Annotated in this window: 10 protein-coding genes and 2 pseudogenes; 9 read left to right on the forward strand and 3 right to left on the reverse strand. The window is 60.4% G+C overall.

What is annotated here, in order from left to right; genetic code table 11:
- Nucleotides 1-16: 16 nt before the first annotated feature.
- From IB246_RS00965 to IB246_RS28970, 9 genes and pseudogenes are all read left to right on the forward strand, one after another.
- Nucleotides 17-838 (forward strand): TIM barrel protein, encoded by an 822-nt coding sequence (locus IB246_RS00965; protein ID WP_008039114.1) that lies wholly within the window; start codon nucleotides 17-19, stop codon nucleotides 836-838.
- A gap of 136 nt (nucleotides 839-974) precedes the next feature.
- Nucleotides 975-2,906 (forward strand): 3D-(3,5/4)-trihydroxycyclohexane-1,2-dione acylhydrolase (decyclizing), encoded by a 1,932-nt coding sequence (gene iolD, locus IB246_RS00970; protein WP_008039112.1) that lies wholly within the window; start codon nucleotides 975-977, stop codon nucleotides 2,904-2,906.
- A gap of 32 nt (nucleotides 2,907-2,938) precedes the next feature.
- Nucleotides 2,939-3,949, forward strand: a complete 1,011-nt coding sequence (locus IB246_RS00975; RefSeq protein ID WP_008039111.1) for a Gfo/Idh/MocA family protein — start codon at nucleotides 2,939-2,941, stop codon at nucleotides 3,947-3,949.
- Between the two features lie 132 nt (nucleotides 3,950-4,081).
- On the forward strand, nucleotides 4,082-5,134 hold the full coding sequence (locus tag IB246_RS00980) for a Gfo/Idh/MocA family protein (RefSeq protein WP_008039110.1): 1,053 nt from the start codon (nucleotides 4,082-4,084) through the stop codon (nucleotides 5,132-5,134).
- A 156-nt stretch (nucleotides 5,135-5,290) separates the two neighbouring features.
- Entirely contained in the window at nucleotides 5,291-6,217 is a 927-nt protein-coding gene (locus IB246_RS00985) for a sugar ABC transporter substrate-binding protein (RefSeq protein WP_008039109.1), read from the forward strand.
- A 70-nt stretch (nucleotides 6,218-6,287) separates the two neighbouring features.
- Nucleotides 6,288-7,853 (forward strand): sugar ABC transporter ATP-binding protein, encoded by a 1,566-nt coding sequence (locus tag IB246_RS00990; protein WP_008039108.1) that lies wholly within the window; start codon nucleotides 6,288-6,290, stop codon nucleotides 7,851-7,853.
- Between the two features lie 56 nt (nucleotides 7,854-7,909).
- Complete coding sequence (locus tag IB246_RS00995) at nucleotides 7,910-8,932, forward strand: ABC transporter permease (RefSeq protein ID WP_008039101.1); 1,023 nt, start codon at nucleotides 7,910-7,912, stop codon at nucleotides 8,930-8,932.
- Nucleotides 8,933-9,543: 611 nt separating this feature from the next.
- Nucleotides 9,544-10,566, forward strand: a pseudogene (locus IB246_RS28965) (HAMP domain-containing protein); the annotation flags it as partial.
- A gap of 102 nt (nucleotides 10,567-10,668) precedes the next feature.
- Complete coding sequence (locus tag IB246_RS28970) at nucleotides 10,669-11,424, forward strand: methyl-accepting chemotaxis protein (protein ID WP_411736698.1); 756 nt, start codon at nucleotides 10,669-10,671, stop codon at nucleotides 11,422-11,424.
- A gap of 62 nt (nucleotides 11,425-11,486) precedes the next feature.
- On the opposite strand, the gene chrA is transcribed toward IB246_RS28970, so the two are convergent.
- The 3 genes and pseudogenes from chrA to IB246_RS01010 form a co-directional block, all read right to left on the reverse strand.
- Complete coding sequence (gene chrA / locus IB246_RS01005; protein ID WP_008039094.1) at nucleotides 11,487-12,845, reverse strand: chromate efflux transporter; 1,359 nt, start codon at nucleotides 12,843-12,845, stop codon at nucleotides 11,487-11,489.
- Nucleotides 12,838-12,972 (reverse strand): annotated as a pseudogene (locus IB246_RS28625) (chromate resistance protein); the annotation flags it as partial. The gene chrA and the pseudogene IB246_RS28625, both read right to left, overlap by 8 nt.
- Before the next feature lie 19 nt (nucleotides 12,973-12,991).
- On the reverse strand, nucleotides 12,992-13,909 hold the full coding sequence (locus IB246_RS01010) for a LysR family transcriptional regulator (protein WP_008039093.1): 918 nt from the start codon (nucleotides 13,907-13,909) through the stop codon (nucleotides 12,992-12,994).
- Nucleotides 13,910-14,029 lie beyond the last annotated feature (120 nt).

The raw sequence follows: 14,029 nt of genomic DNA on the forward strand, positions 1-14,029 counted from the left end.
GCGGAGAACAACAATAATGAGCAAACCGCTGCGTTTCGCCTTGAACCGTATGGTCGCCCCACGCTTGTCCCTGCCTGCGTTCATCGAGTTGGCGGTGACCCTCAAGGCCGACGCCATTGAGATCCGCAACGACCTCAAGGGCATCGAGATCGAGGATGGGACCGCGCCCGGGCACGTCCGGGAGTTGTGTGCGGCCCAAGGCGTCACCGTGCTGTCGATCAACGCGTTGTATCCGTTTGATGTGTGGAATGACGAACGCCGTGCGCAGGCGTTGAAACTCGCCGCTTACGCACGTGATTGCGGCGCGCAGGGGTTGGTCATGTGCCCGTTGAACGACCGGGCCGATCCGCGCAGCGAGGCCGAACGCGCTTCGGGCCTGCGCACGGCGTTGAGTCAGCTGGCGCTGATCCTGCGCGATCACGGCATCCTCGGTTTCATCGAACCGCTGGGCTTCGAAGAATGTTCGTTGCGGCGCAAACGCACGGCGGTCGATGCGATCAAGGCCATCGGCGGGCTGGATGTGTTCCGTCTGGTGCACGACACCTTTCATCATCACCTGGCCGGTGAACAGGAGTTTTTCCCTGAGTTGACCGGGCTGGTGCACATCTCCGGCGTCGAGGATTCCGAAGCGCCGTTGGCGACCATCCGCGATGGCCATCGGGTGCTGGTGGGCAAGGGCGACATTCTCGGCAACGCGGTGCAGATCGAGACCTTGCTCGGCAGCGGCTACAGCGGCTACCTGTCGTTCGAACCGTTTGCCGACAGCGTGCATGGGCTGGTGGATATCGAGCAGGCGATCGGCGCGAGCATGGATCACCTGCAAAAATCCTTGGGCTGAGGCCAACGCGGTTCAAATGTGGGAGCGAGCCTGCTCGCGAAGCGGCGGCACAATCAATATTGATGTCGCTTGACACAACGCTTTCGCGAGCAGGCTCGCTCCCACAAGGGTTTCTTCGTGTATTGAAGGATCAGATATGACCACTACAAGACTGACCATGGCCCAGGCCCTGGTGAAATTCCTCGATAACCAGTACATCGAGGTCGATGGGGTTCAGAGCAAATTCGTCGCCGGGATATTTACCATCTTCGGCCACGGCAACGTGCTGGGTCTGGGGCAAGCCCTGGAGCAGGACAGCGGCGACCTGATCGTCCATCAGGGCCGCAACGAACAAGGTATGGCCCACGCCGCCATCGGGTTCGCCAAGCAGCATCTGCGACGCAAGATCTACGCCTGTACTTCGTCGGTGGGGCCAGGTGCGGCGAACATGCTGACCGCTGCCGCCACCGCGACAGCCAACCGCATCCCATTGCTGTTGTTGCCGGGTGATGTCTACGCCTGCCGCCAGCCGGACCCGGTGCTGCAACAGATCGAGCAGTTCCATGACCTGAGCATCAGCACCAACGACGCGTTCAAGGCCGTGAGCAAATACTGGGATCGCATCAACCGTCCCGAGCAACTGATGACCGCCGCAATTCACGCCATGCGCGTGCTCACCGACCCCGCTGAAACCGGTGCCGTAACCCTGGCCTTGCCGCAAGATGTGCAAGCCGAAGCCTACGACTACCCCGATTACTTCCTGCAAAAACGCGTGCACCGCATCGAGCGCCGTCCGGCGACCGAAGCGATGCTCGGCGATGCCGTGGCGCTGTTCAAAGGCAAGCGCAAACCGCTGATCATCTGCGGCGGCGGAGTCAAATACTCTGGCGCCAACGCGGCGTTACAGGCCTTTGCCGAGCGCTTCGATATTCCCTTTGCCGAAACCCAGGCCGGCAAAAGCGCGGTGGTCTCCAGCCATGCCCTGAACGTCGGCGGCATCGGTGAGACCGGCTGTTTGGCTGCGAACCTGCTGGCCAGGGATGCAGATCTGATCATCGGTATCGGCACTCGTTACAGCGACTTCACTACCGCGTCGAAATCCTTGTTCCAGCACCCTGAAGTGCAATTCCTCAACCTCAATATCAGCCCGTGCGATGCTCTGAAACTCGACGGCGTGCAATTGCTGGCGGACGCCCGGACCGGTTTGCAGGCGCTGGCCGAAGCGCTGGGCGACTACCGCTCCGGTTGGGGTGATCAACCCCGTCAAGCCAGGGCGCAGCTGGATGAGGAAGTCGATCGTCTTTATCAGATCGAATACCAGACCCAGGACTTCACCCCGGAAATCAACGATCACCTGGACCCGGCAGTGTTGCGCGAATTCATCGAGTTGACCGGCTCGTGCCTGACCCAGAGCCGCGTACTCGGCGTGCTCAATGAAACCCTCGCGGATGACGCGGTGATCGTTGCCGCCGCCGGCAGCCTGCCGGGTGACTTGCAGCGCAGCTGGCGCAGCAAAGGCGTGAACACCTATCACGTCGAGTACGGATATTCGTGCATGGGCTATGAGATCAATGCCGCATTGGGGGTGAAACTCGCCGAGCCTGAGCGCGAGGTCTATGCGCTGGTGGGCGATGGCTCCTACATGATGTTGCACTCGGAATTGGCGACCTCGATTCAGGAGCGGCGCAAGATCAACGTGGTGCTGCTCGACAACATGACCTTCGGCTGCATCAACAACCTGCAGATGGGCAACGGCATGGACAGCTTCGCTACCGAATTCCGTTACCGCAACCCGCAAACCGGCAAGCTCGACGGCGGTTTCGTGCCGGTGGATTTCGCCATGAGCGCGGCGGCCTATGGCTGCAAGACCTACAAAGTGAACACCGTTGAAGAGTTGCACGCCGCGTTGGCGGATGCGCGCTTGCAGACCGTGTCGACCCTGATCGATATCAAGGTCCTGCCCAAAACCATGATTCATGGCTACCTGTCCTGGTGGCGGGTCGGCGTGGCGCAAGTCTCCACCAGCGCCCGCACCGATGCGGTGGCCAAGACCCTGAACGAACGACTGGCCAAGGCCCGTCAGTACTGATTGCCCTGAAACGAACAAACAGGAGTGTTTATATGTCTTTGAAGCTTGGCGTCATCGGCACCGGGGCCATCGGCCAGGACCACATCCGTCGTTGCAGCCAGACCTTGCTCAACAGTCAGGTGGTCGCGGTCACCGACATCAATTTGCAGCAAGCGGCCAAGGTCGTTTCCGATCTGAAACTGACTGCCGAGGTCTATCCCGACGGTCATGCGCTGATCAAGGCGCCGGAAGTCGAAGCGATCCTCGTCACCTCCTGGGGGCCGAGCCACGAAGAGTTCGTATTGGCAGCGATTGCCGCGGGCAAACCGGTGTTCTGCGAGAAACCGCTGGCGGTCACCGCCGAAGGTTGCCGCAAGATCGTCGAGGCCGAAGTCGCCCATGGCAAGCGGCTGGTGCAGGTCGGTTTCATGCGTCCGTACGATGAAGGGTATCGCGCGTTGAAATCAGTGATCGACAGCGGCCAGATCGGCGAACCGTTGATGCTGCATTGCGCTCACCGTAACCCCACGGTGGGCGAGAACTACAAGACTGACATGGCGATCACCGACACGCTGATCCATGAGCTGGACGTGCTGCGCTGGTTGCTCGACGACGATTACGTTTCGGTGCAGGTGGTGTTCCCGCGCAAAAGCAGCAAGGCCCTCGCGCATTTGAAAGACCCGCAGATCGTTCTGCTGGAAACCGCCAAGGGCACACGCATCGACGTGGAAGTTTTCGTCAATTGCCAGTACGGCTACGACATCCAGTGCGAAGTGGTGGGGGAGACCGGCATCGCCAAACTGCCGGAGCCGTCCCAGGTTCAATTGCGCAGCGGGGCGAAGTTGTCCAACGCGATTCTGATGGACTGGAAGGATCGCTTCATCGCGGCGTACGACGTCGAGTTGCAGGCGTTCATTGATGGTGTAAGAGCCGGGCAGGTGGGTGGGCCTTCGGCGTGGGATGGCTTTGCTGCCGCTGTCGCCGCCGATGCATGCATCGAAGCGCAAAACAGCGGGGCGATCGTCAACGTCGCACTCCCTGATCGCCCCCGCTTCTACGGCTAACAATTATCCCCTGTGGGAGCGAGCCTGCTCGCGATAGCGGTGTATCAGGCGACATCAATGTGGAATGTACCGCCGTCATCGCGAGCAGGCTCCCTCCTACAGGGTTTGCGTTCTTTCAGGGGAAATACGTGTATGCGCATCGGACTTGTCGGTTACGGCCATGGCGGCCGGTTTTTCCATGCTCCGCTGATCAGCAGTTTGCCAGCGGCGACCTTCGTGGGCGTGGTTACCCGCTCCCCCGAGCGCCGACAATTGCTGGCCGCGGAGCATCCCGGCGTGCCAGCCTTCGACAGCATCGGCCAATTGGTGGAAGCCGGAATCGATGTGTTGGTGGTGTCGACACCACTCAAGGGCCGCCCGGCACTGGTGCTCGACGGCATTGAGTACGGCGTGGCAGTGGTCAGCGACAAGCCGTTCGCTGCCGATGCGCAACAGGCACAAACCCTGATTACCATGGCCGAGCGCCAGGGTGTGCGGCTCAGCGTCTATCAGAATCGGCGCTGGGATTCGGATTTCCTCACCGTACGCAAACTCATCGAGTCCGGCGCGCTGGGCCAGGTCACCCGTTTTGAGTCGCGGATCGAGCGCTACTCGCCGCAGTCGGTGAACAACGGCAGTGGCGGCGGCTTCCTGCGGGATCTGGGCAGCCATCTGGTGGATCAGGCGTTGTTGCTGTTCGGTCCGGTGACACGGGTCTATGCCGAACTGGATTACCTGGAGAAAGGCCAGACGTTCGATAACGGCTTTTTTATGTCCCTGACTCACGCCAGCGGTGTGACCTCGCACCTGGGTGGCAGTTGCCTGCAAAACACCCCCGGCCCGCGCTTTCGGGTGACCGGCACACAAGGCTGTTACAGCGTCGATGGTCTGGACGGGCAGGAGGCGTCGGCGCTTGCCGGGCTCTCGCCTAAAACCGAAGGCGAACGCTGGGGCGTGGAGGAGCACCGACGCTGGGGCTGGTTCGAACAGGGCGAAGAGCGCGAACGGGTTCCCTCCGAGCGGGGCTGTTGGAATCAGTTCTATTTACAGCTACAAACCGCGTTGCAGAGCGGTGGCCCACTGCCTGTGGACGCCCGTGATGCACTGGCGACCACCCGTGTGCTAGACGCCGCGCGGCTGAGTTTCAAGCGCCATCAAGCGGTGGAGTTGAGCCCGCTCGAAAGCCATGGAATAAAATCAGAATAAAATTCTAAAATTGGTTGATATAGAAAATATTTTCCAATAAAGTCATTTCCAGCGAGCTGCCTCGCGTTATGTTTCAACACTTTTCCTGCTTGTCCGCTTACTGAAATCGTCACGCCTCATCCATAAAACCAACAAGAATGTGGAGAAAGACTTTTCATGAAGACCAAGATCCGTTTTGCCTCACTTGCACTGTCCCTGATGGTCGCCAGCGGCGCTGTGCTGGCCGATGTGAAGATCGGCGTCAGCATGTCCCAGTTCGATGACACCTGGCTGACCTACCTGCGTGAATCCATGGACAAGAAAGCCAAGTCCTACCCCGACGGCGTCCAGCTGCAATTCGAAGATGCCCGCAGCGACGTGGTCAAGCAACTGAGCCAGGTCGAAAGCTTTATCAGCCAGAAAGTCGATGCCATCGTGGTCAACCCGGTGGATACGGCCGCAACCAAAAAAATCACTGAAGCCGCCGTGAAGGCCGGTATTCCGCTGGTCTATGTCAACCGCCGCCCCGATGACCTGAACCTGCCCAAAGGTGTGGTGACTGTCGCTTCCAACGACCTGGAGGCCGGTGAAATGCAAATGCAGTACCTGGCCGACAAGATGGGCGGCAAGGGCGATATTGTGATTTTGCTGGGTGACCTCGCGAACAACTCCACCACCAATCGCACCAAGGGCGTCAAGGAAGTACTGGCCAAATACCCGAACATCAAGATCGAGCAAGAGCAGAGCGGTATCTGGCTGCGGGATAAAGGCATGACCCTGGTCAACGACTGGCTGACCCAGGGCCGCAAGTTTGACGCGATCGTCTCCAACAACGACGAAATGGCCATTGGCGCCGCGATGGCCCTGCAACAGGCGGGCGTCGAAAAAGGCAGTGTGTTGATTGCGGGTGTCGATGGTACGCCGGACGGTTTGAATGCCGTGAAGAAAGGCTCGCTGGCGGCTTCGGTGTTTCAGGACGCCAAGGGGCAGGCCGACGGTTCCATCGATACTGCAGTGAGAATGGCGAAAAACGAGCCGGTCGAGTCGGCTGTCTGGGTGCCGTTTCGCCTGATCACACCGCAAAACGTTGACCAGTTCAAATAGTCCGTCCGTTCAATAACAACAATAAGTACGCAAGGTGGCGAGCGCGACCTTGCTGATGGAGTACCTGATCATGTTCGCTTCAGCGACTGCTTCGAGCACCCCTTTGAAAGGTGCCCAGCCCACTGCAACACCTGTCGATGAGCCGTACCTGCTGGAGATCGTCAACGTCAGCAAGGGTTTTCCCGGTGTAGTGGCGTTGTCCGATGTGCAGCTGCGGGTGCGCCCCGGTTCCGTGCTGGCGCTCATGGGCGAAAATGGCGCCGGCAAGTCCACCCTGATGAAAATCATCGCCGGCATCTACCAGCCAGACGCCGGCGAACTGCGCCTGCGGGGCAAGCCGGTGGTTTTTGAAACGCCGCTGGCGGCGCTTCAGGCCGGGATCGCAATGATCCACCAGGAACTCAACCTGATGCCGCACATGAGCATCGCCGAAAACATCTGGATTGGCCGTGAGCAGCTCAACGGCTTCCACATGATCGACCACCGGGAAATGCACCGCTGCACGGCGAAATTGCTGGAGCGCCTGCGGATCAACCTCGACCCCGAAGAGCTGGTCGGCAACCTGAGCATCGCCGAGCGGCAGATGGTCGAGATCGCCAAAGCCGTGTCCTATGACTCCGATATCCTGATCATGGACGAACCGACTTCGGCCATCACCGACAAGGAGGTCGCCCACCTGTTTTCGATCATTGCCGACCTGAAAAGCCAGGGCAAAGGCATCATCTATATCACCCACAAAATGAACGAAGTGTTCGCTATCGCCGATGAAGTGGCGGTGTTCCGCGATGGCGCCTACATAGGCCTGCAGCGGGCCGACAGCATGGACAGCGACAGCCTGATTTCGATGATGGTCGGTCGTGAGTTGAGCCAGTTGTTTCCGGTGCGCGACGAGCCGATTGGCGATCTGTTGCTGTCGGTGCGCGACCTCAAGCTGGATGGCATCTTCAAAGGCGTCTCTTTCGACCTGCATGCCGGGGAGATCCTTGGCATTGCCGGGTTGATGGGCTCCGGACGGACCAACGTGGCCGAAGCGATTTTCGGCATTACCCCGAGCGACAGTGGCGAGATTCGCCTCGATGGCGAAGTGGTGCGCATCAGCGATCCGCACATGGCGATCGAGAAGGGTTTCGCACTGTTGACCGAGGATCGCAAGCTCAGCGGCCTGTTCCCATGCCTTTCGGTACTGGAGAACATGGAAATGGCGGTGCTGCCGCACTACGCCGGCCACGGCTTCATTCAGCAGAAAGCCTTGCGGGTGTTGTGCGAAGACATGTGCAAGAAGCTTCGGGTGAAAACCCCTTCACTGGAGCAGTGCATCGACACCTTGTCCGGCGGCAATCAGCAGAAGGCCTTGTTGGCGCGCTGGCTGATGACCAACCCGCGAATCCTGATTCTCGACGAGCCGACCCGCGGTATCGATGTCGGCGCCAAGGCCGAGATTTACCGACTCATCTCCTACCTCGCTGGCGAAGGCATGGCGGTGATCATGATTTCCTCGGAACTGCCGGAAGTGCTCGGCATGAGCGACCGGGTGATGGTCATGCACGAGGGCGAACTGATGGGCACCCTCGACCGCAGCGAAGCGACTCAGGAACGAGTGATGCAACTGGCCTCGGGCATGTCCTCGGTTCATTAATGATGCGGGTGGTGGCTACGGCCGCCGTCGATGACGCAATAGAAAGGTGAGTGGCTATGAACGCGATACTGGAAAACAAACCGGCAGCGGCACCGGCCAAGAGTCGCCGGCGCTTTCCGACCGAGCTGAGCATCTTCCTGGTGCTGATCGGGATCGGCCTGGTATTTGAAATGTTCGGCTGGATCGTGCGCGACCAGAGCTTCCTGATGAACTCCCAGCGGTTGGTGTTGATGATCCTGCAAGTGTCGATCATCGGCCTGCTGGCGATTGGCGTGACCCAGGTGATCATCACCACCGGCATCGACCTGTCGTCGGGCTCGGTGCTGGCCTTGTCGGCGATGATCGCTGCCAGCCTGGCGCAGACCTCGGATTTCACTCGGGCGGTATTCCCGTCGCTGACCGACTTGCCGGTGTGGATTCCAGTGATTGTCGGGCTCGGCGTCGGGCTGCTGGCGGGGGCAATCAACGGCAGCATCATTGCCATCACCGGGATTCCTCCGTTCATTGCCACCCTGGGCATGATGGTCTCGGCCCGTGGCCTGGCGCGTTACTACACCGAAGGCCAGCCAGTGAGCATGCTGTCGGATTCCTACACGGCGATCGGTCACGGTGCGATGCCGGTGATCATTTTCCTGGTGGTGGCGGTGATCTTCCACATCGCGCTGCGCTACACCAAGTACGGCAAATACACCTACGCCATCGGCGGCAACATGCAGGCGGCGCGCACGTCGGGTATTAACGTCAAACGCCATCTGGTCATCGTCTACAGCATCGCCGGGTTGCTGGCGGGGCTGGCGGGCGTGGTGGCTTCGGCCCGTGCCGCCACCGGGCAGGCCGGGATGGGCATGTCCTATGAGCTGGATGCGATTGCCGCAGCGGTCATCGGCGGCACCAGCCTGGCGGGCGGGGTGGGGCGCATCACCGGCACGGTCATCGGCGCACTGATCCTTGGGGTGATGGCCAGCGGGTTCACTTTCGTCGGGGTCGATGCCTACATCCAGGACATCATCAAGGGCTTGATCATCGTGGTCGCGGTGGTCATCGACCAATACCGCAACAAGCGCAAACTCAAGCGCTGACATTGACTGCCAGCAGCGGGGGCCGGCTCTGGCTCTCGCTGCCATGTCCATTGCCGCCTTGTCTCGCAAGCCGCGCATTTGGAGGTCGGTCAGGTAGTGATTCAAGTAGAGATAGTCTGTCGCAAAATTTTACACAGGGGCCCTCTGTCTGCGACGAGGCGGTTCCATTTTTTTTATTAAGTAATTGTAATTTAAGGAGTTTATGTCTTTGGCGTGAAAAGTGCTGGTGATTGATGTCAGGGGGCCAGTACTGCTTGCTGAGCTGACCCGATCCACGTTGCCGTCGGGTTCCGCCGTCAATGCGCGCATCGTCGGACCTCAACCAGTATCTCCGCAAAAGGACTGCTTCAATGCCTCTTGACCGACTTTCCATCCAATGGAAGATCACCTTGCTGACCGGCTTCTGTCTGGTGGCTATCGTTGCCATGCTCATCGGCATCTCGCTCTACCGCATGGGGGCCGGGACCACGCTGGTCAAGGCGAGCAGTGCGCAGATGCTCGAAGCGTCGGCCCGCGAACGCATGCAAGGGGAGGGCAAGGTTCAGGCGTTGACCATCCAGCGTTACTTCATGTCGGCCTACCAGGATGGCCTGAACTTATCCCGCGAAGTAATGCGCCAGCGGCGCCAGGCGCAGAAACTGAATCTGGACGGCCAGGCCCTGCGTGATTCGCTCAACCAGCAGATCAAAGAGGCGTTGCAGGCCAACTCGCAACTGCTGAGCCTCTACCTGGTGTTCGAACCGGATGCACTGGGTGGCGACGATTCCGCCTTTGCCGGCCGTGCCGAAACGGGCAGTAACGAACAAGGCCGTTTCGCCACTTACTGGGCACAGCGCGGTGCAAGCCTGAACACCCTGGCGGTGACCGAAGACATGATCAGCGACGCCACGCCCATGCTCGACGGCAGCCCTTTCAATACCTGGTTCAACTGCCCCAAGCAAAGCCTTAAGCCCTGCTTGTTGAATCCCTACTTTGATGACGCTTCGGGGCAGAAGACGCTGATCACCACGTTGACCTTTCCGGTGATCGAGAACGGTCGCATGATCGCGGTGGTCGGCATGGACATCAGCCTGAGCAATCTTCAGCAGTTGGCGACGGCGGGCAGTCAGGGCCTTTATCAGGGGCAGGGCGCCATCAGTATCCTCAGCCCGGCCGGCTTGCTGGCCGGTCACAGTGTGGACGCCGGCCTGCTCGGCCAGAGCCTGTCCAAGGCCTACCCGGGCGAAGCGGCCGAGCTGCTGGACTTGCAACGCCAGGGGCAAGGACATGAGCAGCAGACGAACAACCATTTGCAGGTGCTGGCACCGCTGCAACCCATTCCAGATGCCAAGCCCTGGGCCGTGTTGCTGGACGTGCCCATGACGACCCTGCTGGCGCCGGCCATGGCCTTGCAGAACGATCTGGACGTGCGCAACACCCAGGGAACCTGGCTGGAGCTGCTGCTCGGGATAGCCGCCGCCATCGCCGGTCTGCTCCTGGTGTGGCTGACCGCGCGCGGCGTGACCCGACCGATCCTTGGGGTCGCCAGCATGCTCAAGGACATCGCCAGCGGTGAAGGCGACCTGACCCGTCGCCTCGACTACTCGCGCAAGGACGAGCTGGGCGAACTGGCCGGCTGGTTCAACCGCTTCCTCGACAAGCTGCAACCGGTGATTGCCGACGTGAAACGCTCGGTGCAGGACGCCCGCAGCACCGCCGATCAGTCTGCGGCGATCGCCAGCCAGACCAGCTCCGGCATGCAGCAGCAATATCGCGAAGTGGACCAGGTGGCCACGGCCTCCAACGAGATGAGCGCCACCGCCCAGGATGTCGCCCGCAGCGCGGCGCAGGCCGCTGAAGCGGCGCGTGGTGCCGATCTCGCCACCCGCGAAGGCCTCGGCATCATTGGCCACACCACCAGCGCCATCGATGCCCTGGCGCGCGACATGAGCAGTGCCATGGCGCAGGTCGAAGGCCTGGCGGCCAACAGTGAACAGATTGGGTTGGTGCTGGAGGTGATCCGCAGCATCGCCGAGCAGACCAACTTGCTCGCCCTCAATGCCGCCATCGAAGCTGCGCGTGCCGGTGAGGCCGGGCGCGGCTTTGCGGTGGTTGCCGACGAGGTGCGCAACCTGGCCAAGCGGACCCAGGACTCGGTGGAGGAAATCCGTCAGGTCATCGAAGGTTTGCAGAAGGGGACCCGCGAGGTCGCCAGTTCAATGAACAGCAGCTACCAGCAAGCACAGGGCAGCGTCGTACACGTCGAACAGGCGGTCGCCGCCTTGCGTCGAATCGGCGAATCGGTATCGGTCATCTCCGACATGAACCTGCAGATTGCCAGCGCCGCCGAGGAGCAGAGCGCCGTGGCCGAAGAGATCAATACCAACGTGGCGACCATCCGTGATGTCACCGAATCCCTGTCGGGGCAGGCCGAGGAATCGGCCCAGGTGAGCCAGGCGCTGAACCGCCTGGCCAACCATCAGCAGGGGCTGATGCAGCAATTTCGGGTCTAGTCTGGTTCAGGGCGTGGGTGAAGGCCATTGATGCGATTCACCCTCGCATTCCTTGCACCAGGCTAACGCAACAGATGCACGGTCAAACCGACGAGCGCGCAGGCCATCAGCACCTGAATGACGCCTCGCTTGAAGCGGAACAAGGCAACCGCCGCCGCAATCGCGATCAGCGCGGAGGGCCAGTCCAGGTTGCCGCTGAAGCCTGTTGGCCAAAGCACGTGATAGCCGAAGAAGCACGCCAGATTGAGGATCACTCCAACCACGGCGGCTGTTATGGCGGTAAGCGGTGCCGTGAACTTGAGTTCGTTGTGGGTCGACTCCACCAGCGGGCCACCCGCGAGGATGAACAGGAACGAGGGCAGGAAGGTGAACCAGGTCACCAGCGAGGCCGCCACGGCCCCGGCCAGAAACACCTGATCGGCTCCGAACACTTGCGAGACATAGGCGCCGACAAAGCCGACGAAGGCCACGACCATGATCAGCGGCCCCGGTGTGGTTTCCCCCAGGGCCAGCCCGTCGATCATCTGTGTCGGGGTCAGCCAGCCATAGTGTCCGACCGCGCCCTGGTAGACATACGGAAGCACGGCATATGCACCGCCAAAGGTCAGCAACGCGGCTTTGGTAAAGAACCAGCTCATTTGAGTCAAGGTGCCTTCCCAGCCGAAGAGGAGGGTCAAGATGCCCATCGGCAATGCCCAGAGCGTGGCGCCGATAAGTGCGAGCGACGCCAGTTTCAGCCAGTTAAAACGGGCATGCTCAGGGGTGGGGGTGTCGTCATCGATCAAGGCTGGCCCGAAGGATTTTTTGGCGGAACCATGGCCCCCGGTCCTGAACTTCTCGGGCGCCAGACGCCCTCCGACATAGCCGATCAAAGCGGCGCTCAGCACAATCAGCGGGAATGGAACGTTGAATGCGAAGATCGCGGTAAATGACGCCGCCGCTATCGCCCACAGCCAATTGTTCTTCAGTGCCCGAGAGCCGATCCTGTGTGCCGCTTGCACCACGATGGCCGTCACGGCGGGCTTTATCCCATAGAAGAGCCCGGCCACCACGGGCATTTCGCCGAACGCGATGTACATCCACGACAACGCAATCAGGATGAACAGCGAGGGCAACACAAACAGTGCGCCCGCAATGACTCCTCCCCATGTCCGATGCATCAGCCAGCCAATGTAGGTCGCCAGTTGCTGAGCCTCAGGCCCGGGCAGCAACATGCAGTAGTTGAGGGCATGCAAAAATCTGCGCTCCGAAATCCAGCGCCGCCGTTCTACCAACTCCTGGTGCATGATCGAGATCTGTCCTGCCGGCCCGCCAAAACTGATGAAGCCGAGCTTTAGCCAGAACCAGAATGCCTCACGCAAACTGACCGGCTGGGGCCTCGACAGATTCTCGTCAACGTCCAATGTGGAAACCTTACTCATCGGGTTGTTCCTCTTTCACAAATTCGTCGAGCAGGCCGTCGAAGATGGCGCTTGCCGCAGCGAGCAAGTAGTCGTCATGGGAAATGGATTCACGCAGCCCTGCCAGCACCCGTTCGAGAGCTGATGCAGGCAGGGCGAAATCGTCCTCAAGCGGCGCTATCCAGCACCGAGCCTTGTTGTACGAACCGGTCGATCAACCACCTTGCCGCAGGGCCCGGTGGCAGATCCGTACGGTAGATGACGTCGAAGGTATATTGGCCGCTTTTGTATTCCGGTATGTTCAATTGCACGAGCCGGCCGCTCTCCAGATCTTCCTGGACCATCGGCAACGGCATGTTCCCCCAACCGATGCCTTCACGCAGCAGCATGTGCTTGGCACCCAGGTCCGCCAGGCGCCAGGTGCGGTTACTGAGCACGGCGAAATCCTTGCCTTTGGTCAGAAGCGAGCGATCGGACAGCACCAGTTGCGTGAACTCTCGCCCGGCACCGGTCACATTCGAGTCGCTTGAAGCCAGTGGATGATTCGGGGCTGCCACCGGAATCAACTCCACGCTGCCGACGCCAATTCTTTCGATACCGTCGATGCCTTCGTTCATCGGCCCACTGACGCCGACGATTGCACCACGGTTGATCACCAGTTCCGTGACGGCGCCGAGCGCTTCCATATGCAAGTGCAGGGCAACCGTAGGGAATTCTTCGCGAAAGGATTTGAGTGCGTCGACCACGCGCTCCGGGGGAAGCATCACATCGAGCACCACGTGGACTTCGGCTTCAAGCCCCTGAAGCAGCCCTTTCACTTTGGCGCGTAAACCATGAATGCCATTGGCGATGGTCCGGGCTTCGGCCAGGACGGTGCGGCCGGCGTCGGTGAGCTGCGGCTTGCGTGTGGTCTGACGGTCGAACAGCGACACGCCGAGCTGCATTTCCAGGTTGGCAATCGAGTAGCTGATGACCGAAGTGGCTCGATGCAGCTTTCTGGCAGCCGCTGCAAAACTGCCAACTTCAACGACCGTCAGGAACACGCGCAGTTGGTCCAGTGTCGGTGTTCCGGGATCAGAAATCATGCGTGTTTCCTCGAACGTAATGGCCAATATTATCCCGGTATTGCTAACCGTTTCATCAGCCTGGATTGCCTGCCCGGCTTGCGCTTTCAACCCGACCTACAGGGAAACTGAAACGCCAGA

The organism is Pseudomonas sp. PDM01, from assembly GCF_014852325.1.
Lineage (GTDB): Bacteria > Pseudomonadota > Gammaproteobacteria > Pseudomonadales > Pseudomonadaceae > Aquipseudomonas > Aquipseudomonas migulae.

Coding starts and splice junctions, on each gene's coding strand:
- IB246_RS00965 (WP_008039114.1), top strand. CDS start 17: ATGAGCAAACCGCTGCGTTTCGCCTTGAACCGTATGGTCGCCCCACGC.
- iolD (WP_008039112.1), top strand. CDS start 975: ATGACCACTACAAGACTGACCATGGCCCAGGCCCTGGTGAAATTCCTC.
- IB246_RS00975 (WP_008039111.1), top strand. CDS start 2,939: ATGTCTTTGAAGCTTGGCGTCATCGGCACCGGGGCCATCGGCCAGGAC.
- IB246_RS00980 (WP_008039110.1), top strand. CDS start 4,082: ATGCGCATCGGACTTGTCGGTTACGGCCATGGCGGCCGGTTTTTCCAT.
- IB246_RS00985 (WP_008039109.1), top strand. CDS start 5,291: ATGAAGACCAAGATCCGTTTTGCCTCACTTGCACTGTCCCTGATGGTC.
- IB246_RS00990 (WP_008039108.1), top strand. CDS start 6,288: ATGTTCGCTTCAGCGACTGCTTCGAGCACCCCTTTGAAAGGTGCCCAG.
- IB246_RS00995 (WP_008039101.1), top strand. CDS start 7,910: ATGAACGCGATACTGGAAAACAAACCGGCAGCGGCACCGGCCAAGAGT.
- IB246_RS28970 (WP_411736698.1), top strand. CDS start 10,669: ATGCAGCAGCAATATCGCGAAGTGGACCAGGTGGCCACGGCCTCCAAC.
- chrA (WP_008039094.1), bottom strand. CDS start 12,845: ATGAGTAAGGTTTCCACATTGGACGTTGACGAGAATCTGTCGAGGCCC.
- IB246_RS01010 (WP_008039093.1), bottom strand. CDS start 13,909: ATGATTTCTGATCCCGGAACACCGACACTGGACCAACTGCGCGTGTTC.